Origin of the sequence: Arthrobacter sp. Helios (assembly GCF_023167125.1) — a bacterium.
Taxonomy (GTDB): domain Bacteria; phylum Actinomycetota; class Actinomycetes; order Actinomycetales; family Micrococcaceae; genus Arthrobacter_B; species Arthrobacter_B luteolus.
On the sequence record NZ_CP095402.1, the window covers coordinates 2,326,013 to 2,347,792 of the forward strand.

General features: G+C 65.8%; 18 protein-coding genes. 3 read left to right on the forward strand and 15 right to left on the reverse strand.

Annotated features, from left to right (window positions below; genetic code table 11):
- Window position 1 precedes the first annotated feature (1 nt).
- The 11 genes from rplP to ArtHe_RS10520 form a co-directional block, all read right to left on the reverse strand.
- Complete coding sequence (gene rplP / locus ArtHe_RS10475) at window positions 2–418, reverse strand: 50S ribosomal protein L16 (protein WP_055239353.1); 417 nt, start codon at window positions 416–418, stop codon at window positions 2–4.
- The gene (rpsC, locus tag ArtHe_RS10480; protein WP_248316731.1) at window positions 419–1,258 is read right to left on the reverse strand and encodes a 30S ribosomal protein S3; all 840 of its coding nucleotides are present in this window, start codon (window positions 1,256–1,258) and stop codon (window positions 419–421) included. It abuts the gene before it with no gap.
- On the reverse strand, window positions 1,259–1,624 hold the full coding sequence (gene rplV, locus ArtHe_RS10485) for a 50S ribosomal protein L22 (RefSeq protein ID WP_066295929.1): 366 nt from the start codon (window positions 1,622–1,624) through the stop codon (window positions 1,259–1,261).
- 38 nt (window positions 1,625–1,662) lie between these two features.
- Window positions 1,663–1,944 (reverse strand): 30S ribosomal protein S19, encoded by a 282-nt coding sequence (gene rpsS / locus ArtHe_RS10490; RefSeq protein WP_066295933.1) that lies wholly within the window; start codon window positions 1,942–1,944, stop codon window positions 1,663–1,665.
- Between the two features lie 12 nt (window positions 1,945–1,956).
- Window positions 1,957–2,796 carry a 50S ribosomal protein L2 gene (rplB, locus tag ArtHe_RS10495; protein ID WP_066295936.1) on the reverse strand — a complete coding sequence of 280 codons (840 nt, stop codon included), beginning with the start codon at window positions 2,794–2,796 and terminating at the stop codon, window positions 1,957–1,959.
- 30 nt (window positions 2,797–2,826) lie between these two features.
- Window positions 2,827–3,132 carry a 50S ribosomal protein L23 gene (gene rplW, locus ArtHe_RS10500; RefSeq protein WP_066295939.1) on the reverse strand — a complete coding sequence of 102 codons (306 nt, stop codon included), beginning with the start codon at window positions 3,130–3,132 and terminating at the stop codon, window positions 2,827–2,829.
- Window positions 3,129–3,743, reverse strand: a complete 615-nt coding sequence (gene rplD / locus ArtHe_RS10505; RefSeq protein WP_248316732.1) for a 50S ribosomal protein L4 — start codon at window positions 3,741–3,743, stop codon at window positions 3,129–3,131. Before rplD ends, rplW begins: the two co-directional genes overlap by 4 nt.
- A gap of 4 nt (window positions 3,744–3,747) precedes the next feature.
- Window positions 3,748–4,404: a 50S ribosomal protein L3 gene (gene rplC, locus ArtHe_RS10510; RefSeq protein ID WP_066295948.1), complete on the reverse strand. Its 657-nt coding sequence runs from the start codon at window positions 4,402–4,404 to the stop codon at window positions 3,748–3,750.
- 16 nt (window positions 4,405–4,420) lie between these two features.
- Window positions 4,421–4,729 (reverse strand): 30S ribosomal protein S10, encoded by a 309-nt coding sequence (rpsJ, locus tag ArtHe_RS10515; RefSeq protein ID WP_003803825.1) that lies wholly within the window; start codon window positions 4,727–4,729, stop codon window positions 4,421–4,423.
- A 553-nt stretch (window positions 4,730–5,282) separates the two neighbouring features.
- Window positions 5,283–5,414, reverse strand: coding sequence for a hypothetical protein (locus ArtHe_RS17875; RefSeq protein ID WP_255220882.1), 132 nt, complete (start codon window positions 5,412–5,414; stop codon window positions 5,283–5,285).
- A gap of 32 nt (window positions 5,415–5,446) precedes the next feature.
- On the reverse strand, window positions 5,447–10,561 hold the full coding sequence (locus ArtHe_RS10520; RefSeq protein ID WP_248316733.1) for a hypothetical protein: 5,115 nt from the start codon (window positions 10,559–10,561) through the stop codon (window positions 5,447–5,449).
- Between the two features lie 242 nt (window positions 10,562–10,803).
- Between ArtHe_RS10520 and aroA the strand changes: the two genes are divergently transcribed.
- From aroA to ArtHe_RS10535, 3 genes are read left to right on the forward strand one after another with little or no spacing between them, the layout of a single operon-like run.
- Window positions 10,804–13,836, forward strand: a complete 3,033-nt coding sequence (gene aroA, locus ArtHe_RS10525) for a 3-phosphoshikimate 1-carboxyvinyltransferase (RefSeq protein ID WP_282568681.1) — start codon at window positions 10,804–10,806, stop codon at window positions 13,834–13,836.
- The gene (locus ArtHe_RS10530) at window positions 13,833–15,023 is read left to right on the forward strand and encodes an acyl-CoA dehydrogenase family protein (RefSeq protein ID WP_248316735.1); all 1,191 of its coding nucleotides are present in this window, start codon (window positions 13,833–13,835) and stop codon (window positions 15,021–15,023) included. Before aroA ends, ArtHe_RS10530 begins: the two co-directional genes overlap by 4 nt.
- A gap of 4 nt (window positions 15,024–15,027) precedes the next feature.
- Window positions 15,028–17,214: an FAD-dependent oxidoreductase gene (locus ArtHe_RS10535; RefSeq protein WP_248316736.1), complete on the forward strand. Its 2,187-nt coding sequence runs from the start codon at window positions 15,028–15,030 to the stop codon at window positions 17,212–17,214.
- Between the two features lie 53 nt (window positions 17,215–17,267).
- Here ArtHe_RS10535 and tuf read toward each other — a convergent pair whose 3' ends face one another.
- The 4 genes from tuf to rpsL form a co-directional block, all read right to left on the reverse strand.
- Window positions 17,268–18,458 carry an elongation factor Tu gene (gene tuf, locus ArtHe_RS10540; RefSeq protein WP_066295960.1) on the reverse strand — a complete coding sequence of 397 codons (1,191 nt, stop codon included), beginning with the start codon at window positions 18,456–18,458 and terminating at the stop codon, window positions 17,268–17,270.
- A gap of 227 nt (window positions 18,459–18,685) precedes the next feature.
- Window positions 18,686–20,800 carry an elongation factor G gene (gene fusA / locus ArtHe_RS10545; RefSeq protein WP_066295961.1) on the reverse strand — a complete coding sequence of 705 codons (2,115 nt, stop codon included), beginning with the start codon at window positions 20,798–20,800 and terminating at the stop codon, window positions 18,686–18,688.
- A gap of 115 nt (window positions 20,801–20,915) precedes the next feature.
- Window positions 20,916–21,386: a 30S ribosomal protein S7 gene (gene rpsG, locus ArtHe_RS10550; protein WP_055239342.1), complete on the reverse strand. Its 471-nt coding sequence runs from the start codon at window positions 21,384–21,386 to the stop codon at window positions 20,916–20,918.
- Window position 21,387: 1 nt separating this feature from the next.
- Window positions 21,388–21,762 carry a 30S ribosomal protein S12 gene (gene rpsL / locus ArtHe_RS10555; RefSeq protein WP_055239341.1) on the reverse strand — a complete coding sequence of 125 codons (375 nt, stop codon included), beginning with the start codon at window positions 21,760–21,762 and terminating at the stop codon, window positions 21,388–21,390.
- Between the last annotated feature and the right edge of the window lie 18 nt (window positions 21,763–21,780).

A 21,780-nucleotide genomic window follows, 5' to 3' on the forward strand; every position in this document is an offset into this window, starting at 1 on the left:
GCTATTCACCACCCTCGCGACGCACAATGCGTGCCTTCAACGGCAGCTTATGGATCGCCAGGCGCAGTGCCTCGCGAGCTACCTCTTCGGAAACACCGGAGAGTTCGAACAGAACCCGCCCCGGCTTGACGTTTGCAACCCACCACTCCGGAGAACCCTTACCGGAACCCATGCGGGTTTCAGCAGGCTTCTTCGTCAGCGGACGGTCCGGGTAAATGTTGATCCAGACCTTTCCGCCGCGCTTGATGTGGCGCGTCATGGCGATACGGGCAGCTTCAATCTGGCGGTTGGTTACGTATGCAGGCGTAAGTGCCTGGATACCCCACTCACCAAAGCTGACGGCGGTGCCACCGGTTGCAGCGCCGGAACGACCCGGGTGGTGCTGCTTGCGGTACTTGACTCGACGTGGGATAAGCATTTAAGCCTGTCCTCCTTCTGCTGCGGGGGCAGCTGCCTCAGCGGCCGGAGCCTCTGCAGCAGGCGCGGCGGCCTTGTCGCCGCGGTCGTTACGACGACGACGGTCGCCTCCACGGTCCCCACGATCGGCCGGGCCACGGCCCGGACGGTCGCTGGAACGTCCGCGGGACGGTGCAGCAGCCTGCTGTGCAGCCAGTTCCTTGGAAGTGACGTCGCCCTTGTAGATCCATACCTTCACGCCGATGCGGCCGAAGGTGGTCTTTGCTTCGAAGAAGCCGTAGTCGATGTTCGCGCGGAGGGTGTGCAGGGGCACACGGCCTTCGCGGTAGAACTCGGAACGGCTCATTTCAGCGCCACCCAGACGGCCGGAGCACTGGATACGGATACCCTTTGCACCTGCGCGCTGTGCGGACTGGATGGCCTTCTTCATCGCACGGCGGAAAGCCACGCGGGAAGAGAGCTGCTCAGCAACACCCTGGGCAACAAGCTGTGCTTCCATCTCGGGGTTCTTGACCTCGAGGATGTTCAGCTGAACCTGCTTGCCGGTGAGCTTCTCGAGCTCGCCGCGGATGCGGTCTGCTTCGGCGCCGCGGCGGCCGATGACGATGCCCGGACGTGCAGTGTGGATATCCACACGGACACGGTCGCGGGTGCGCTCGATCTCAACCTTGGCGATGCCGGCGCGGTCCATACCGGTGGACATCAGCTGACGGATCTTGATGTCCTCGCGGACGAAGTCCTTGTAACGCTGGCCCGGCTTGTTGCTGTCAGCAAACCAGTGCGAAACGTGGTCAGTGGTGATGCCGAGTCGGAACCCGTGCGGGTTTACCTTCTGTCCCACTTAACGGTCCTCCTCGTTCTTCGGGGTTGCGACAACCACGGTGACGTGGCTGGTCCGCTTGTTGATGCGGTAGGCGCGGCCCTGGGCACGCGGCTGGAACCGCTTCATGGTGGGTCCTTCATCAACAAATGCTTCGCTGATGTAGAGGTCACCTTCGTCGAAGGCCACGCCGTCACGGTCCGCGAGGACACGTGCGTTGGCCATAGCCGACTGAACTACCTTGAATACCGGCTCCGAAGCTGCCTGGGGGGCAAACTTCAGAATTGCCAGAGCCTCATTCGCTTGCTTGCCACGAACAAGGTTGACGACGCGCCGGGCCTTCATAGGCGTTACGCGGATATGACGCGCAATTGCCTTGGCTTCCATTGCTTTCCTTCTCTCGTCTTCTGCCGAAAGAGCAGCGCCTAGCGGCGCTTGCCCTTGCGGTCGTCCTTCACATGGCCGCGGAATGTCCGCGTCAGAGCGAATTCGCCGAGCTTGTGCCCGACCATCGACTCGGTGACAAACACCGGAATGTGCTTGCGTCCGTCGTGCACGGCGATCGTGTGTCCGAGCATGTCGGGGACGATCATCGAGCGGCGGGACCACGTCTTGATGACGTTCTTGGTGCCCTTTTCGTTTTCGGCCGCCACCTTAAGGAACAGGTGCTGGTCGACGAAGGGGCCTTTCTTCAGGCTGCGTGGCATGTTTCCAGGCTCCTATCGCTTGTTCTTGCCGGAACGACGGCGACGCACAATAAGCTTGTCGCTCTCTTTATTGGGGCGGCGGGTACGGCCTTCGCGCTTACCGTTCGGGTTGACCGGGTGGCGTCCACCTGAGGTCTTGCCTTCGCCACCACCATGCGGGTGGTCAACGGGGTTCATGGCGACACCGCGGACGGTCGGGCGAACGCCCTTCCAGCGCATGCGGCCGGCCTTGCCCCAGTTGATGTTGGACTGCTCGGCGTTGCCAACCTCGCCGACGGTTGCGCGGCAGCGCACGTCAACGTTGCGGATTTCGCCGGAGGGCAGCCGCAGCTGTGCGAAGCGGCCTTCCTTGGCAACAAGCTGAACGGACGCACCGGCGGAGCGGGCCATCTTGGCACCGCCGCCCGGACGCAGTTCAACGGCGTGGATGGTGGTACCCACGGGGATGTTGCGCAGCGGCAGGTTGTTGCCGGGCTTGATGTCAGCCCCGGCGCCGGCCTCGACGAAGTCGCCCTGCTTGAGCTTGTTCGGCGCAATGATGTAACGCTTGGTGCCATCAACATAGTGCAGGAGCGCGATGCGGGCGGTGCGGTTCGGATCGTATTCGATCTCTGCAACGCGGGCGTCGACGCCGTCCTTGTCATGCCGGCGGAAGTCGATCAGGCGGTACTGGCGCTTGTGTCCGCCACCCTTGTGCCTGGTCGTGATCTTACCGGTGTTGTTACGGCCGCCCTTTTTCGGGAGCGGGCGAACCAACGACTTTTCCGGCGTTGACCGCGTGATTTCGGTGAAGTCGGCTACGCTCGAGCCGCGGCGGCCCGGGGTAGTCGGCTTGTATTTACGGATTCCCATTATTTATTCCTCGTTAAAGTGGTCTCCGCTCTAGCTGAGCGGACCGCCGAAGATGTCGATTGTGCCGTCCTTCAGGGTGACAATCGCACGCTTGGTGCTCTTGCGCTGGCCCCATCCGAACTTGGTCCGCTTGCGCTTACCGGCACGGTTGATGGTGTTGATCGAGTCGACCTTGACGGAGAAAATCTTCTCCACGGCCAGCTTGATCTCGGTCTTGTTCGAGCGGGGGTCGACCAGGAAGGTGTACTTACCTTCGTCGATCAGGCCGTAGCTCTTTTCCGAGACGACGGGTGCAAGCACAACGTCGCGCGGATCCTTAGCGGTGGTCGCGCTCACTTGGCGTCCTCCTTGACAGTGTTCTTGCCAACGAACTCGTCGTAGGCAGCCTTGGTGAAGACCACGTCATCGGCAACGAGCACGTCGTAGGTGTTCAGCTGATCTACATAGATCACGTGAACAGCAGTGAGGTTGCGCACGGAAAGTGCAGCAACATCATTGGCGCGCTCGATAACAACGAGCATGTTCTTGCGGTCGGAAAGTGAACGCAGCGATTCGCGTGCGGCCTTGGTCGACGGCGTGTCGCCGGCTACCAGGGATTCCAGCACGTGGATGCGGCCGTTGCGTGCCCGGTCAGAGAGTGCTCCGCGCAGGGCGGCGGCAATCATCTTCTTGGGGGTGCGCTGGCTGTAATCGCGGGGCGTCGGTCCGTGGACAACGCCGCCACCGGTCATGTGAGGCGCACGGATCGAGCCCTGACGGGCGCGGCCGGTACCCTTCTGCTTGAACGGCTTGCGGCCTGCACCGCTAACCTCTGCGCGGGTCTTCGTCTTGTGCGTGCCCTGGCGTGCGGCGGCAAGCTGTGCCACAACAACCTGGTGCAGCAGCGGTACGTTCGTCTGAACGTCGAAGATCGCTGCGGGGAATTCAACAGTGGTTTCGTTAGCCATGAGACTAAGCTCCCTTCACGGCGGTGCGTACGAGGACGACCTGGCCGCGGGCGCCGGGAACGGCACCCTTGATCAGCAGCAGCGACTTCTCAACATCCACGGCGTGGATGGTGAGGTTCATCGTGGTGTGACGGACGGCGCCCATGCGGCCGGCCATCCGAAGACCCTTGAAGACGCGGCCGGGGGTGGATGCGCCACCAATCGAGCCGGGCTTGCGGTGGTTCTTGTGGGCACCGTGGGAGGCACCGACGCCGTGGAAGCCGTGACGCTTCATGACACCGGCGAAGCCCTTGCCCTTGGAGGTTCCGGTGACGTCGACCTTCTGGCCGGCTTCGAACATCTCAACAGAGAGTTCCTGGCCCAGCTCGTAGGTGTCGGCGTCAGCGGTCCGCAGTTCAACAACGTGACGGCGCGGCGTAACGCCGGCCTTCTCGAAGTGTCCTGCCAGCGGCTTGGTGACCTTGCGGGGATCGATCTGGCCGTAGCCGATCTGAACGGCGGTGTAGCCGTCCTTGGCCGCGTCGCGCAGCTGGGTGATGACGTTGGAATCAGCCTGGACCACGGTGACGGGGACGAGCTTGTTGTTCTCGTCCCAGACCTGGGTCATGCCCAGCTTGGTGCCCAGGAGGCCCTTAACCTGGCGGGTAAGTGAAGAAGACATAAGTATCTGCTCCCCCCTACAGCTTGATTTCGATGTTCACGTCTGCAGGCAGGTCAAGACGCATCAGCGAGTCAACGGCCTTAGGCGTGGGGTCAATGATGTCGATCAGACGCTTGTGCGTGCGCATTTCAAAGTGCTCGCGGCTGTCCTTGTACTTGTGCGGCGAACGGATAACGCAGTACACGTTCTTTTCCGTGGGCAGCGGCACGGGGCCTACTACCGTTGCGCCTGCACGCGTGACCGTCTCAACGATCTTCCGTGCTGATACGTCAATGACCTCATGGTCATACGACTTCAGCCGGATGCGGATTTTTTGTCCCGCCATGGCGTCGTGCCTCTTTCTTCGAGTATTGCTCTCTGTACAGTTTTTGCCCCTGGCGGCCATGGTGGCCCCGGCGCTCCTCCAACAAGCTGAATCCGGAAGCTCCGGGTTCCTCAACCTGCCGAGGCTCCGACCCCCGCGCTCGGGCGTGTCGCAGATTCGAAACTGGCAACACCCGTACAAGAATGGGGGCGGGTCATATATGGGCTTTTCCCCTGAAGGACCGGACCCTGCGCCAGGCATTATCCTGGCCGGGACGCAATCTCAACACGCACACAGTGCCGTTTACCACGGCCTGCTCAGCGCGTGCGGGCACAAAAGCGCTTGAACAACTTCTCTAGTTTGCCAGATCGGTGGGCAGAACGCGAATCAGCGCACAGCTTCCCAGTCTGACGACTAGCAGATGGCCGCGCCTGCCTGCGGGATACCCGTGTGCCTGGCGCGTCATTTTCTTCAGTCTAGCCCAGACGCCCGTCCGGCCCGAAAAACCGGTGCCCAGGAGGCACGAGTGTTCCGGTTCCTCCGGTCAGAGCCTTCCGGCCTGAGGCGGCTCCGCTCAGGGGCGGTCCTCCCGGTTAGCGCGCCGGATCCGCTTCGCCCGGTCGATCTCATGGGAAAAGTGCCGGCGGCTCCACATGAAGCCACCGACGATCGCGGCAGCAATGACCAGCAGGATAAGGATTTCCATGCATCGAGCCTAGCGGAGGACCTCCGCCGGTGTCAGGACCGGCTCTCTTCCTTTTCGCTGACCTCTTCCGGTTCGCTTCGAACCTTTGTCAGCCGCCAGACGGCGAGGGCAATCAACCCGGCGGCAAGCAGGGCCAGGAGTAGGAACGTGTAGCCGCGCAGATACCAGAGGACAGCAAATGCGACTCCCGCGGCACCCCAGATGGTGAAGAGCCTGCGGCTGGCGAGCAGGCCGAAGGCAAGCAGCCCGGCGTGCGCCACCAGCGCCCACAATTGCTCGGCCGTCCCTCCGGACCCAATGGTTGTCAGGCCGCTGCCGGAGAGAATCACCGCCGATGCCCCCAGCAGGAATGTGAAGCTGGATTCCCGTTTCCGCAGATACTGCCAGGCAGCCAGGCCCGCCAGGACGAGGGCCCAGTACTGAACGGACCAGAAGGCGTCGAGAGGATCTCCGGCGAGGTACCAGCCCATCCGCTGCACAGCGAGCGCCGCCGGGAGGACAGCCGCCTGCGCGGCCTGTTCCCGCAGCGTGTCCGGCGCTTCCCGGACAGCAAGCGCCAGTGCCGCCAGCAAGGTCAGCGAACCGGCCAGCGCTGAATGGTTCCACTCCCCCATGGCAGGAACTGATCCGGCAACAAGCGCGAAGGCAGCGGCTGAACCCATAATCCGGGAGCGCAGCTGCCTCCCTGCCACCCCGTCAGCCAGCGAAATGAACATCCGCAGTGCCTGGAGCAGGAGGGCAGCGGCCCAGGCCGGCCACAGATATCCGTACCCCTGAGGAAGGGGAACCCCCAGGACGGAGTTCTGGAATTCCCCGACGGCGGCCAGCGCTGCGATGCAGAGCAGCGGCGGCACACCCACCGCCAGCCATGGACGGGTCCGGGTGTAGGAAACCGTGAGGAAGACGGCAGCGAGTGCGGTCAGTGAGAGCGCGGTCAGCATCAGGCCGTACTCCTCCGTTGCCAGGAGCAGCACTGCAGCCGGGTAAGCCGCTGCAGCAGTGAGAAGGGCAGTGCGGACCGGCAGGGCAAGCGCGGGCCGTGCTTCACCTGCGAGAGCTGCTGCGGCCAGGGCGGTCAGCACCAGGCCGGCTGCCAGCGGGCCCAGGACCGGTCCGGGCAGTACGCCTTGCCCGCTGAACCGCGTCAGGCCAGTCAGGAGCAGGGGCAGCGCTCCGAGCGCGTAAATACCCGGGTAGAGGAACGCGGCTGCACGCCAGCGGGCAAATCCGGCGGCAGCGACGGCCAGGAGCAGCAGCAGCTGGGCCACCACGACATCCCGCTGCGCTCCCGTCCCGGCTGCCCATGCATAGCCGGTATATACAACCGGGGCGGAAGCCAGCAGGGCCATGGTCGTCCATTGGGCGGGGGCTGCGAAGCCGATGCCGCCCAGCCGGGGTTCCAGACCAGCACGCACGGCCTGGGCCGCGGCCAGGACCACCGCGGCGGCAGCGAACACCCCATGCATTCCGGCTCCGGCGTCAGCGGCAAGGAGGCCTGCCTGGACGGCGGCCAGGATCTGTACGCCCAGCAGATAGTGCCCTCGGTTGGGCTGGCTGCGGCGCGTCACGAGGTATCCGCCGTACGCCACCGCCAGCAGAAGCAGCAGCTCGTAGCTCCGCAGGCCCCAGACGCCGGCTCCGGCCAGGGCTGCTGCCGCAAAGCCGCCGGCAGCAAGTCCTTCCCACCTGCCCGGGCGCAGCATCAGCGCGGTGGCGGCGTTCGCGCCCAGCGCGGCCCAGATCAGCACCTGGGTCCAGCCGGTCTGCGGGTGCTCGAGGGACCGGACAGCAAGCTCCGCTGCCAGCACGGCCACGGCAGCGGAGACTGTCAGGACCGCAGCGTTGGGCAGCGGAGCTTTCCTCCGGATTCCCGCGGCGGCGGAGCACTGCGTGAACAGGGCGGTTGCGGCGGCCGTGAGGATGAGCGCAAGGAGTACTTCCGTTTCCGCCGGACCGGGCACCGCCGCGTAGGTAAGGGGAAGCAGTGCCAGCACCGCCAGCCCGCCCCACCGGGAAGGTTCCGCGAGGCCCAGTGGTTCCACCCGCCGGTGCAGCAGAGTCCGCAGGATCTGTGCCGCAGCGGAGGAGACTGCCAGCGCGATAAAGAACCCGTTAATATGCCCCACCAGGTCTGCAGCCACCAGGGCTGCGACGAGGCTGCCAAGCACCTGCGCCGCCGCCAGATAGGCTCCGCGGAACGCGTTGCCCCGGTCACGCAGGAGCACCACGCAGTACGCCAGGGCGGCGGCGAAGAGGAGCTGGTAGCCACGCAGTCCCAGCAGGCCTGCACCAAGCAGGGCCGCTGCCAGCAGCCCTGCCGGGGCCGCCAGCGCCAGCCTGGTGCCGCGGTGCAGAACGGCAGTCAAGAGGTTCGCGCTGAACGCCGCCCACAGTCCGGCCAGGGCCGGCGCGGGTGCGGGTGCGTCCGCCAGCCGGAGGCCCAGCGTGAGCAGCAGCGCCAGGGCCGCGGCTTCGGCCGTGTCCTCGAGAATGCTCCGTCCGGGCGCAGCGGCTCGATTGGGCACCAACGCGGAGACTGCCTGGGTGGTGACGGCACTGATTGCGGCAATGAGCAGCAGCACGGTTCCGGTACCTGCCTCGGCATCCGCACGCACTGCGTAGTACGCCAGCGGAAGCACGGCCAGAGCCACGAGGGTTCCCCAGTCCAGCACCCGGCCCAGCCCGACTGCGGCGAGCCTGCGGTGCAGCACGATGCGGAGAACGTGCTGCACCGCAAGCGAAAGTGCTATGGCGGTGAAGACTCCATGGATGCTGAGTCCCAGATCGGCGCCAACGAGGCCGGTGAGCAGCGTGAAGAGGGCCTGTGCTGCTGCCAGATAGACGCCGCGGGCCGGCTGCGGCGAGAACTTCAGCATCTGCAGGGCACAGTAGCCCAAAGCCGCGGCGGTCAGCAGTTCGTATCCGGTCAGCCCCATCATCCCGGCCCCGAGCACTGCGGCGGCAGCGAAGCCTGCAGGCGCCGCGGCGGCGGCTTCCGGCCGGCGCAGCAGCGAGGACAGGACGTTGACGCCCACCAGGACCCACAGGGCGGACAGCGCCAGGACGGATGCGGGCGCTTCCACAAAGCGCAGGGCGGACGCCAGCACTATGCCGATGCAGATGGAGGACGCGAGCTCGCCGTTCGGGAACTTCTCCGCTCGGCCCGCCGCCAGGCGCACCGCGGAGACGGCCTGGTTCGCCGCCACGGCCGCAATTCCTCCGGCCAGCGTCCAGGTCCAGGCGGCATCCGGAGCCTGGGATTCGAGGACAGTGTAAACAGCGAGCGGAACCAGCAGGATCCCTGCGCACCGCGCCGCCAGCACGAACGATCCACGTTCGTCTCCACTGGCGCGGCCGGCACGCAGCACGGTGTATCCGGTGAGCATTGCCAGCGCCAGCAGCAGCGGCCAGAGCGGCGCCTGCCCTGTCAACACGCGGGGAAGCACGCCAAGCAGCAGGGCAGCACCGGCAGCGGGCTCAGCGGCGCCCCGGAATTTCCAGGCCGCTGCACAGAGCGCGGCCAAGACCAGGACCACCGAACCGGCGTAGGCGAACAGGTTGCCGTTTCCGCCGCGGACGTCGAGGCCGAAGACCAGGGCTGCCAGCACCCCTGCCAGGAACTGCAGCCCCAGGACCGCGGCAGCATCGACGTGGAAATAACGGCCGGCCCGGGCGGGCGTGGTGTGCTGGCGTGCTGCTGCGGCATACCGCGGCTCATAGACAAAGAGGGCTGCGGCCTGCACCGCCAGCAGCGCCACGGCCGTCAAGAGAGTCAGCGGCACGGAACCGAGGAAGTAGTGGGCCGCGGACACCAGCCCGGCAGTCGCTGCGGCGCGGACCCCGTAGCTGTGCACCAGGGCCTGTTCTGCGGGTCCCTGCCACACCAGGACGGCGTAGTACCCGGCGATGGCCAGGAACAGGACGGACAGCGGACCCCATCCCAGTTCGGCGGCCGTGAGCAAAGCCGCAGCGGCGGTGGCCGGGACCAGGTAGCGGTGGGAGCGCACGAAGGCGTCGAGGTAGACGTTCCTGAGCCACCCCGGCCGGCGGACCGCGGCAAGGCTCACCAGGGTTGCGAGAAGAACGGTGAAGACGAAATACCAGACGATCCCGGAGCGGACCGCTGCGCCGGAGGCCAGCGCGGTGGAGAGCAGGAAGGTCAGGGCCAGGTAGGTCACGACCCGGCTGTCCAGCCGGGCAGCAGCGTAGGCAAAAGCCGCGGTGCCCACCAGAGACGTGGCCAGCCAGGCCAGGGCCGCATCGTGCAGGAGGAAGTTGTGCAGCGCCAGCCCTACAACCGGGATCAGGGCCAGGCCGGTGCCCGTAAAGGCAACGGCTGCCGGCCGCAGGCTCTTCCGGCGTGAGTGGATCACCAGCCCGGAGGAGTAGAACAGCGCCGTGAGAAGAACGATCCCGGCAAACCTGGCTTCTTCGGGGATGGAGATACCGATGAAGAGCGCAGCCGCAGCGACCAGCAGCAGGCTCGCCGAGTACAGGGTGATGTTGATATTGCGCAGGTCCCGGCGCCGCTTGTCCGCAGCCAGCTCGGACTCGGTCCGGGGCCGGGGCGGCGCCGGAGGCCGGGGGCTGCGGGGCTGCACCGGGAGGGAGGACGGCGGGGCAGATGCGTTCGGCGGAACCGGAATATTCCGCGGGGCGGGGACGGAAGACGGGGCGGAGACGGAAGATACGGGCGCCGGTGCGGCCGGACCGTCGAAGGCCGAAGGAGCCGCCGCGCGGGAGGCGAAACCTGCGGGAGCGGGGGCTGGTGCCCAGGTTGGCGGGGGCGGAGCAGGTTGCCGGCCTGCGCTGCCCGGGGACTGGGCACGCTGCTGGTGTGTGGCGCTCTGTTGGGGAATGGCACTCTGCTGGGGCTGGCTGCGGCCCTGCTGCCGGGTCCGGGTCTGAGGCTGCGGCTTGGCGAGCCCCTGGGACATCGTGTATCCGGCCCCGGCAGCAGTATCAGCCTGGACAGAGGCGGCATCCAACAGGCCCGCCTGATAACCCTCTTCGAAAATCTGTGCGGGATGCGGAAGGCCCCGGCCATAAGCGGTGCTGTTCCTGGCGGCTGCGTCTTTCCGGGTGGAGAACCGCCCCACCGTGAACCCGGCCGCCGCGACAGCCAAAACTAAGATGAATTCCCCCATGACCAGCCGTGTTCCCCTCTACCGTCGGTGCTGCTCCCCATCCTAGGCGGGCGGACACGGACCGGGGACTGCCAGTCCCACCCTGTGGACAACACCGCCGCGGACCCTGCCTGGAACAAATTGACGGACCCTCACCGGTGCTGGATGCGCAGCCTGTTCCGGGGGTCTTCCCGAACTGATAGCCTCGGCTCCGGGGTGGCCGCCTGGACGCGTACAGCAGCCGGTGGAAGGGCTATATCGCCATGCATCTTTCGGTCCTGGGAACACAGCAGCGCATCTGTGGGGAAGCACAGGTGCCCAACTCCAAATACCATGCCCACCGGGCGCTGATCCTGGCTTCCCTCGCACCCGGGACCAGCCGTATTACCGGGCTGACCGACGCGCGGCATGTTCATTACACGGTGGCAATGCTGCGCCGGCTCGGTACCCGGATAGACGTTGACGGCGGCACCTACGTGGTCCACGGCGGTCCGTACGTCCCCGCCGGAGAGAGCATCTCCGCCGGCAGCTCCGGCACCACCCTCTACTTCATGGCCGGCCTCGCGGCCCTGGGGTCGCGGGACGTTACGGTCACCGGTCAAAAGTACTTCCAGCGCAGGCCCATCGGCCCGCTCCTGGCGGCGCTGCGGCAAATGGGAGTCGACGTCGTCTCCCCCACTGACTGCCCGCCCCTGCGGGTCCGTGCCCATGCCCCGACCGGCGGAGAAGTCCACATCGCCGGAACGCTTTCCCAGTGGATTTCCGGTCTCCTGCTGCTCGCACCGTTCGCGTCGGCACCCACCACCGTGGTGGTGGACGGAACGCTGAACGAACGTACCTATCTGGAACTGACGGTCCAGATGATGCGCCGGTTCGGGCTGCAGGTCGAAGTCCAGCAGGACTGGCACCGGTTCGACATCCCGCCGGGGCAGCAGGCCGTGCCCACAGACCTGCGGATGCCCCCGGACATCGGGTCCGCGGCCTTCGGCCTGGCCGCGGCCGCGCTCCATCCAGCCGATCTGCTGCTGCACGGGCTGACCTCCGTCACCGCTGCGGGCGCCGATCACCCGGAGGCTGATTTCCTCGACATCGCAGCGGGCATGGGACTGCCGATGGCTTACGACGCCGGTTCGGACGCGGTGCGGGTCCGGCACGACGGCCTGCGACTGGGTCCGGCTGACATCGACTGCCGCCTCGTGCCGGATATGCTGCCGATCCTGTCGGTCATGGCCGCCTGCGCGGACGGCGAGAGCGTGTTCCGCAATGTGGAGCACGTGCGGCTGAAGGAATCGGACCGGGTCGCCGCGATGCTGCAGCTGAATTCCATGGGCGCGGACGTGCGGATCACCGGCAATGAGCTGCGTGTCCGGGGCCCGGCCCGCCTGGCCGGTGCGGATCTTTCCTCCTTCAACGACCACCGGGTGCTCATGTCCCTGGCCATCGCGGCATCGGCGGCGGAGGGCCGGTCAACCCTTACCTATCCGAACGCCTACCGCATCTCCTATCCCGAGTTCCTGGAAGCCATGAACTCCTTCGGGTTGTCCATGCAGGTCGAGGAGGGCCGGGTCCTTCGCCGGAAGAACCCGCGTTCCCGCCAAGGACCCCGTCCGGCGCAGCTCACGGTTCGCGGTATCGAGGAAAGTTCCACCGTGACCGGACCTGATTGGGTCCGCCGGTGGGCGAAGGAACGTCCGGCGGACACCGCCGTCGTGGACGGACGCCCGGCCGGCACCGGGCACCTGACCTGGGCCGGCCTGGATGCCGGAGCGGACCGGATCGCGGCGATGCTGCTTAGCCTGGGCGTCCGGCCCGGGGACCGGGTGGCGTTCCAGTTGCCGAACTGGAGCGAATTCGTCCTCCTCACGGTTGCAGTCCTTCGGATCGGGGCGGTGGCCGCACCCCTGATGCCGATCTTCCGCGAGCGGGAGGTCGCCTTTGCCCTGCACCGCTCGCGGGCCGCCGTCGTTGTTGTTCCCGAAGAGTTCCGCGGCAGGCACTACGCTGCCGAGCTCTCCGGGATCCTGGCCGCCGGCACAGGCGCCGATCCTGACTACGATCTGGCGGTCCGGCATGTGGTGGTCGTCGGCGGCGCTGCTCCGCCGCTGCCGGTCCGCGAGCGGGGCGTCGTCTGGCACGGGTGGGAACAGGAGCTGGCCGAGACGGAGGTGGACCGGGAGCTGATTGACGCTGCAGCCCCGGCTCCTGATGCGCCGGCGCAGCTGCTGTTCACCTCCGGGACCACCGGTGAGCCCAAGGGAGTGCTCCATCGGCACAGCACACTCAGCCGGGCTGCGGCTATGGAGGCACACCAGCTGGAGCTGGACAGCTCGGACGCCGTCTTCATTCCCTCTCCACTGGCGCATCAGACAGGTTTCCTCTACGGAATGTGGCTGTCCTTCGTGCTGGGAGCGCCGCAGATCCTGCAGGCGGTGTGGGAGCCCGAGCGGGCGCTGACCATGCTCCGGGGCTGGAAAGGCACCTTCGTCCAGGCCGCTACCCCCTTCCTCTCCGACCTGGTCAAGGCGGTCGAGGCCGGCGCCGCAGCTCCCCCGAGCCTGCGGATCTTCGTTAATACCGGTGCAGCCGTTCCGCGCCACCTGGCCGAACGTGCAACCCGTGTGCTGGACACCGCCGTCTGCGGAGCCTTCGGGACCACCGAAACCTGCCTGGGCTCGGTCTCCTCCCCCGGCGGCGAGCCGGCGCTGGTCTGGGGAACGGACGGACGTCTGCTCCCCGGTGTGCGGGCCCGGATCGTCAGTGACGAGGGGCAGCTGCTGCCGGCGGGCACCGAAGGCAACTTCGAGCTCCTGAGCCCCACCCTGTTCGAGGGTTATCTGGACCGCCCGGACCTGACCAAGGAAGCCTTCACAGAGGACGGCTGGTACCGCACCGGGGACCTGGCCACGCTCGACGACGCCGGGTACCTGCGCATCACCGGACGGGTGCGGGATGTCATCAACCGCGGGGGAGAGAAGATCCCGGTGGCGGAGATTGAACAGCTGCTCTACCGCCACCCGGGGGTGGAGGACGTAGCGCTGGCCGCGATGCCCGATCCGCGGCTGGGCGAACGGGCCTGCGCGTTTGTGGTCCCCGCCGGCGGGGCGGACCTGACGCTCGCGGACCTCACCGGATACCTGGACAGTTTCCAGGTATCGAAGCACTATTGGCCCGAGCATCTGGAAGTGGTTCAGGCCATTCCCCGCAACCCCGTCGGCAAAGTACAGAAATACCTGCTGCGTGAACGGGCGCGCGAACTCGCAGGTGACCAGGCGGGCGAGGATAGGAGCCAGGCGTGAAGACCAGCGGCATTACTGCGGATGGGCGGGGCAGCTCCGTTCCCGAACCCGAGTACCAAAGCCTGCTCAAAAGGGTTAAAGACTGGGTTGAGGGGCCTGGCGAAGCCTGGGCGGAGGAGATCGAGGCGGCGGGCAGCACACCGGACGCGCTGTGGAAACAGCTGCGGACCGAAGGTTTCCTGTCCCTGGCCGCACCGCGGGATCTGGGCGGGACCGGACTGAGCTTTGTGCAGTGGATGGGACTGATGGAGGTCTTCTCCCGCTCGCACGCTTCGATCCGCATGATCGTGCACGTACTGAACGGAACCTGGCGGGCCATGAACCCGTTCGCGGACGAACGGCAGCGCCGGGACGTCATCCGCCCGGCGGTGGCCGGGGATCTCACGGTCGCGTTCACCCTCACCGAGCCGGGCAACGGAACCGGTGTGGATATCACCTCCACTGTCCGACGCGACGGGGACACCTACTACCTCACGGGCCGCAAGCACCTCATCACCTTCGGAGTGCGCTGCGACTACTGGCTGCTGTTCGCCCGGCTGGCGGGCAGCACCGGCCGGGACGGAACCGTGGCCCTGCTGGTCGACCGCAATGTTCCGGGAGCACTGGTCGAAGATACCTCGGAGACCATGGGGGTGCGCGGCACCGACCATGCGTCGCTGACGTTCACGGACTCACCGGTTCCGGTGGCGAACCGGCTGGGCGCCGAGGGGGACGGTCTGCTGGTGGCGCTGGGCGGGTTCCTCACCCCCAGCCGGATTTCCGTGGCCATGAGCTGTGTGGGGCTGGCCCAGCGTGCTCAGCAGCTGGCAGTGGCCTATGCCCTGGAACGCACGACCTTCGGCAAACCGCTGGCTTCCCGGCAGGCCATCGCCTTTATGCTGGCTGAAAACGCAGCCGATATTGCCGCCGCCCGGGCCCTCACCCTGACGGCGGCGGCCGCCTGGCAGGCTTCCGAGCCGGAGGCAGCAGCGCTCTCCTCAATGGCGAAGCTGACCGCCGTCGACATGCTGACCCGGGTCACCGACAAAGCGCTGCAGGTGCACGGAGGCATCGGTTACTGGCGGACCCAGCCGATCGAACGGGTTTACCGCGATGCCCGGGCGCAGCGGTTCGAAGAAGGCACGAACGAGATCCAAAAGGCCGTGATCGCCAGGGATCTCCTGGGCCGCGCGGGCGGCCGGCGGTAAGCCGGTGCCTACGGACCCCCGCCCCGGAGCCCGGATGTTTCCAGCTGCCTTCGCGCCCGGTTCGATCGGCACGATGGACCTGCCGCACCGGATCCTCATGGGCTCCATGCACCTGAACTTCGAAGCCGATCCCCGTGCGCTGGGCGCGTTCTACGCCGAACGGGCGGCCGGGGGCGCAGCCCTGATCACCACCGGCGGCGCCGCGGTCAACCGGGAAGGCTCCGGCGGCAGGACCTATCTGGTGACAACCGGCGGTGCCTTCCAGGACGCTGCCGGTGCGGCGCTGGAGGCGGTGCACGACGCCGGCGGGCGGCTGGCGCTCCAGCTGTTCCACGCCGGGCGGTACGCCTTTGAAGACACCTTCGGCCTGCAGCCCCTGGCACCCTCCGCTGTCTGGTCCGACTACTCCCGAAGCATGCCTGCTGCCATGAACCAGGAGCAGATAGCGCAGACTCTGGCCGATTTTGCCAGCGCTGCCCGGCTGGCGCAGGCGCTTGGCTTCGACGCCGTGGAGATTATGGGTTCCGAGGGTTATCTGGTGAATCAGTTTGCGTCGGCAGCGACCAACCTCCGCGACGATGCCTGGGGCGGAGATCCGGTGCGGCGGCAGGCCTTTCCGCTGGCAGTACTCGCCGCCGTGCGGGACGCCGCCGGGCCGGGCTACCCGGTAGTCTTCCGGCTGTCCGGCGACGACCTGCTGCCGGGATCCAGTTCACCGGCGGAATACCGCCGCCTGGCTGCCGCCCTCGCAGCGGCGGGTGCGGACGCCCTGAACATCGGCATCGGCTGGCATGAGTCACGGGTTCCCACAGTCCAGGCCCTGGTGCCGCACGGTCACTGGCTGCCGGTTGCCGCCCGGATCAGGACCGCCCTGGCCCTGCAGGAGCGCCCGGTCCCGGTGATTGGTTCCAACCGCATCAACTCCCTGGCCCAGGCAGACGCCGCGCTGGCCGCTGGACAGGTGGATTTTGTGTCCATGGCCCGGCCCTTCCTGGCCGACCCGCGGATCGTGGCTAAAAGTGCCGCCGGTCGGCCGGAGCTGGTCAATACCTGCATTGCCTGCAACGAAGCCTGCATCGACCGGTCCTTTGGCACGGAACCGGTTTCCTGTCTGGTCAACCCGCGGGCCGGACGCGAATCGGCTTACCCCGTGGAGGTGCAGTTCCCCGTTGGGAGGTCCGCTCCGGGAGAGGAACCGATCCGCTCCCGGAGCGCCGGCCGGTTCCCGGATCACGCCCGGCTTCCTGCCCGCGCTGCCGTAGCGGTTGTGGGTGCGGGCCCGGCGGGGCTCCAGGCAGCCGCAACCCTCGCCGGGCACGGTGTTCAGGTGGTCCTGTTTGAGGCTGGGCCGGGTATCGGCGGACAGTTCCTGATGGCGGGAAAGGTGCCGGGGAAGGCGGACTTCCTCGAGACGGTCAGGTATTTCAGCCGGGAACTGCCCCGGCTCGGCGTCCGGATCCGCACTGGCGTGCAGGTCCAGGCGGCAGATCTGGCCGGGTTCAGCCATGTGGTGGACGCCACCGGGGTACTCCCCCGCTCCGTGCCCCTGCCCGGTCAGGGCCGGATTCCGGTCCTGGACTACCGGGAGGCGTTTGCCGATCCGGCAGCCCTACGTGCCGCACACCGCATCGCCGTCGTGGGCGCGGGAGGTATCGCTGTGGACCTGGCCCACCTGCTTATATCTCCGGACGCGGGCTGGCCGGAGACGGAAGAGCAGTCGGTTGAACGTTTTGCGCGGGAGCTGCCGGGTGCCACGGCCGCCGGCCGCGGATCAGCGCAGATCACCCTGCTGCGCCGAAGCGGACGCATCGGCGCGGGAATCGGGTCCTCCACCCGCTGGGCTGCGCTCCAGGCGCTGCGCAGCGCAGGTGTGCACATGCTGACTGGAATTTCCTACCGGCAAGTGAGCGACCGGGGACTGCTGGTGACCCGTCCGGACGGTGGGGACCTTCTGATCCCCGCCGACGCCGTCGTCGTCGCCGCCGGCCAGGTGGAGAACACCGAATTGGCCCGCGGGCTGGAGGCGGAAGGAATTCCGTTCACGGTCATTGGCGGGGCGGCCTCCGCCGCCGGCCTGAATGCCGTACGCGCTTTCGCAGACGGCCTGGAGTGCGGCACCGCGCTGGCCACCGCCCTGGGAACCCGGCCAGGACCGCCCCTCGCGGAACGCAAGAAGGCCCCGCTGCCGTAGCAGCGGGGCCTCCTCAATGCTGAACCGAACGGTCCGAGCGTCAGAACATCAAATTACTTGATGATCTTGGTGACGCGGCCGGATCCAACGGTGCGGCCGCCTTCGCGGATAGCGAAGCCGAGACCCTCTTCCATTGCGATCGGCTGGATCAGTTCAACGGTCATTTCGGTGTTGTCACCGGGCATAACCATTTCCGTACCCTCGGGCAGGGTGATAACACCCGTGACGTCGGTGGTGCGGAAGTAGAACTGCGGGCGGTAGTTCGAGTAGAACGGGTTGTGGCGGCCGCCTTCATCCTTGGACAGGATGTAGACGTTGGCCTCGAAGTCGGTGTGCGGGGTGATGGACCCCGGCTTGACGACAACCTGGCCACGCTCTACGTCTTCGCGCTTGATACCGCGGAGCAGCAGGCCACAGTTCTCGCCGGCCCATGCTTCGTCAAGCTGCTTGTGGAACATCTCGATACCGGTAACCGTGGTCTTCTGGACCGGACGGATGCCGACGATCTCGACCTCGGAGTTGATGGCGAGAGTACCGCGCTCGGCGCGGCCCGTCACAACGGTGCCACGGCCGGTGATGGTGAAGACGTCCTCGATAGGCATGAGGAACGGCTTGTCCTTGTCACGGACGGGGTCAGGAACGTTGTTGTCAACGGCTTCCATCAGCTCTTCGACGGAGGCAACCCACTTGGGGTCGCCTTCCAGTGCCTTCAGGCCGGAAACGCGCACGACGGGAGCGTTGTCGCCGTCGAACTCCTGGGAGCTCAGCAGTTCGCGAACTTCCATTTCCACAAGGTCGAGAAGTTCCTCGTCCTCAACCATGTCGGACTTGTTCAGTGCGACCAGCAGGTAGGGAACACCAACCTGGCGGGCGAGCAGAACGTGCTCGCGGGTCTGAGCCATCGGGCCGTCAGTAGCGGCAACCACGAGGATTGCGCCGTCCATCTGAGCTGCACCAGTGATCATGTTCTTGATGTAGTCAGCGTGGCCGGGGGCGTCAACGTGTGCGTAGTGACGCTTCTCGGTCTGGTACTCGATGTGCGAGATGTTGATGGTGATACCGCGCTGGCGCTCTTCGGGCGCGGAGTCGATAGCAGCGAAGTCGCGCTGCTCGTTCAGGTCAGGGTACTTGTCAGCAAGCACCTTTGAAATGGCAGCGGTCAACGTCGTCTTTCCATGGTCAACGTGACCAATGGTGCCGATGTTGACGTGCGGCTTAGTCCGCTCGAACTTTGCCTTCGCCACGGGTTCCTCCTAGAAAGGTTAGAAGACTGAATCACCAGCCGCGCTTCTCGCAACTGATCCGATACAAGTCTACTGGGGGGCTGTTATTTTGATGAAATTGCCTTGTGCTGCGGATCCTTGCAGGTTCCGCTCAGTCTGGCCGCGCACCCTGTGTCTTCGGGATTTTGGTCCGTGGAACAGGCTGCGCACGGCCGGTGTCCGAATTGCTCCGGACACCGGCCAGGGTCTTACTCGCCGCGCGTCTTCTGGATGATCTCGTCGGCTACTGCCTTCGGGACCTCTGCGTAGCTGTTGAACGACATCGAGTAAACGGCGCGTCCCTGGGTCTTGGACCGCAGGTCACCGATGTACCCAAACATGCCGGACAGCGGAACAAGGGCACGAATGACCTTTACGCCGCTGGCATCTTCCATCGACTGCATCTGCCCGCGGCGCGAGTTGATGTCACCGATGACCTCACCCATGTATTCCTCAGGGGTGCGGACTTCAACATCCATGATCGGTTCAAGCAGAACCGGGCTGGCCATCCGTGCGGCTTCCTTGAAAGCCTGGCGGCCGGCGATCTTGAACGCCATTTCCGAAGAGTCAACGTCGTGGTAAGCGCCGTCGATCAGCGTTGCCTTGATGCCGACAACCGGGTAGCCGGCAAGGATGCCGTCGGTGAGGGCGCTCTGGATACCCTGGTCGACGCTGGGGATGTATTCGCGCGGAACACGGCCACCAGTGACCTTGTTCTCGAACTCGTACATAGCGCCTTCGGCGGTATCCAGCGGTGCGATCGCGATCTGGATCTTTGCGAACTGACCCGAACCACCGGTCTGCTTCTTGTGCGTGTAATCGTAGCGCTCGACCGTTTTGCGGATCGTCTCGCGGTAAGCAACCTGGGGCTTGCCCACGTTGGCTTCGACGCGGAACTCGCGGCGCATGCGGTCCACCAAGATATCCAGGTGGAGCTCGCCCATGCCGGCGATGATGGTCTGGCCGGTGTCTTCGTCGAGGGAGACCTGGAAGGTCGGATCCTCTTCGGAGAGCTTCTGGATGGCCGTGGAGAGCTTCTCCTGGTCACCCTTGGTCTTCGGCTCGATGGCCACGGAAATCACGGGCTCCGGGAAGCTCATGGATTCCAGCACGATCGGGTTCTGAAGGTCGCACAGGGTGTCGCCCGTGGTGGTGTCCTTCAGGCCGATAGCAGCGTAGATGTGACCCGTCGTGATCTCGTCGACCGGGTTTTCCTTGTTGGCGTGCATCTGGAAGAGCTTCCCGATGCGCTCCTTCTTCTGCTTGGTCGAGTTCATGACCTGGGTGCCGGAAGCAGCGTGACCGGAGTACACGCGGATGTAGGTCAGACGGCCGAAGAACGGGTGCGTCACAACCTTGAACGCCAGCGCCGCGAACGGAGCATTGGCATCAGCGGCGCGCTCGAGGGTGACCTCTTCGTCGCGGATGTCGTGGCCCGTGATGTTCGGGACGTCGAGCGGGCTCGGCAGGTAGGCGACGACGGCGTCAAGCATCGGCTGTACGCCGCGGTTCTTGAACGCAGAGCCGCACAGCACCGGGTAGACCTCGGAGTTGACGGTCAGCTTACGGATGCCGGCCTTCAGTTCCTCAACGGTGAGTTCTTCACCTTCGAGGTACTTGTTCATCAGCTCGTCGCTGGCTTCAGCGACGGTCTCAACCAGCATTGCGCGGTACTCTTCGGCCTTTTCCTGCAGGTCTGCGGGGATCGGCTCAACTTCGTACTTGGCGCCCATGGTCACGTCACCCTTGGCGTCGCCGCGCCAGGTGAGTGCACGCATTTCGAGGAGGTCAACAACGCCCTCGAATTCGCTTTCGGAGCCGATCGGCAGCTGGAGGACCAGCGGCTTGGCGCCGAGGCGGTTGATGATGGTGTCGACGGTGAAGTAGAAGTCAGCGCCGAGCTTGTCCATCTTGTTGACGAAGCAGATACGCGGAACGTTGTACTTATCAGCCTGGCGCCAGACAGTCTCGGACTGCGGCTCCACGCCTTCCTTGCCGTCGAATACGGCTACGGCGCCGTCGAGCACGCGCAGGGACCGCTCAACCTCGACAGTGAAGTCAACGTGACCCGGCGTGTCGATGATGTTGATCTGGTTGTTGTCCCAGTAGCACGTGGTAGCTGCGGAGGTAATGGTGATACCCCGCTCCTGCTCCTGTGCCATCCAGTCCATGGTCGAGGCGCCGTCGTGCGTCTCACCAATCTTGTGGTTGACACCGGTGTAGAACAGGATGCGCTCGGTGGTGGTGGTCTTGCCGGCATCAATGTGGGCCATGATGCCAATGTTGCGGACCTTGTTGAGGTCGGTAAGCACGTCGAGTGCCACGGTTTCTCCCTAGTTTTGGTTCTGGGCCCCGCCGGTCATCTATTCGGCCTTCGGCCCCGAGGCCCGCCGAAGCGGGCCGCAGGGCCTGGGCTGAAGAGAATCTTGGAAAGGCTTATTACCAGCGGTAGTGGGCGAAGGCCTTGTTGGACTCGGCCATCTTGTGGGTGTCTTCGCGACGCTTGACAGCAGCACCAAGACCGTTCGAGGCATCCAGGATTTCGTTGCGGAGACGCTCGGTCATCGTCTTCTCGCGGCGGGCCTTGGAGTAGCCGACGAGCCAGCGCAGTGCCAGGGCGGTTGCGCGGCCGGGCTTGACCTCAACGGGAACCTGGTAGGTGGCACCGCCAACGCGGCGGGACTTGACCTCAAGGCTCGGCTTGATGTTGTCCATGGCCTTCTTCAGGGCTGCAACCGGATCCTGTCCGGTCTTCTCCTGCGCTCCGGCGAGGGCACCGTAAACGATGCGCTCGGCGGTGGACTTCTTGCCGTCGACGAGGACCTTGTTGATCAGCTGCGTGACCAGCGGGGAGCCGTAGACGGGATCAACTGCGAGCGGCCGCTTGGGGGCCGGACCCTTGCGGGGCATATTACTTCTTCTCCATCTTCGCGCCGTAGCGGCTGCGAGCCTGCTTGCGGTTCTTGACACCCTGGGTGTCAAGCGCGCCGCGAACGATCTTGTAACGGACACCGGGCAGGTCCTTCACACGGCCACCGCGGACCAGCACGATGGAGTGTTCCTGCAGGTTGTGACCCACACCGGGGATGTAGGCGGTAACTTCAACGCCGCCGTTGAGGCGGACGCGGGCTACCTTGCGCAGAGCCGAGTTCGGCTTCTTCGGGGTGGTGGTGTAAACACGGGTGCACACACCACGGCGCATCGGGCTGCCCTTAAGGGCGGGAGCCTTGGTCTTGGAGACCTTGGGTGAGCGGCCCTTCCGGACCAGCTGCTGAATCGTAGGCACTTATCAGTTCTCCGTTTA

Excerpts from the sequence above, each read along its gene's own strand:
- rplP (WP_055239353.1), bottom strand. The coding sequence starts at position 418 with ATGCTTATCCCACGTCGAGTCAAGTACCGCAAGCAGCACCACCCGGGT.
- rplV (WP_066295929.1), bottom strand. The coding sequence starts at position 1,624 with ATGGAAGCCAAGGCAATTGCGCGTCATATCCGCGTAACGCCTATGAAG.
- rpsS (WP_066295933.1), bottom strand. The coding sequence starts at position 1,944 with ATGCCACGCAGCCTGAAGAAAGGCCCCTTCGTCGACCAGCACCTGTTC.
- rplB (WP_066295936.1), bottom strand. The coding sequence starts at position 2,796 with ATGGGAATCCGTAAATACAAGCCGACTACCCCGGGCCGCCGCGGCTCG.
- rplD (WP_248316732.1), bottom strand. The coding sequence starts at position 3,743 with ATGGCTAACGAAACCACTGTTGAATTCCCCGCAGCGATCTTCGACGTT.
- rplC (WP_066295948.1), bottom strand. The coding sequence starts at position 4,404 with ATGTCTTCTTCACTTACCCGCCAGGTTAAGGGCCTCCTGGGCACCAAG.
- rpsJ (WP_003803825.1), bottom strand. The coding sequence starts at position 4,729 with ATGGCGGGACAAAAAATCCGCATCCGGCTGAAGTCGTATGACCATGAG.
- ArtHe_RS17875 (WP_255220882.1), bottom strand. The coding sequence starts at position 5,414 with ATGGAAATCCTTATCCTGCTGGTCATTGCTGCCGCGATCGTCGGTGGC.
- ArtHe_RS10520 (WP_248316733.1), bottom strand. The coding sequence starts at position 10,561 with ATGGGGGAATTCATCTTAGTTTTGGCTGTCGCGGCGGCCGGGTTCACG.
- aroA (WP_282568681.1), top strand. The coding sequence starts at position 10,804 with ATGCATCTTTCGGTCCTGGGAACACAGCAGCGCATCTGTGGGGAAGCA.
- rpsG (WP_055239342.1), bottom strand. The coding sequence starts at position 21,386 with ATGCCCCGCAAGGGTCCGGCCCCCAAGCGGCCGCTCGCAGTTGATCCC.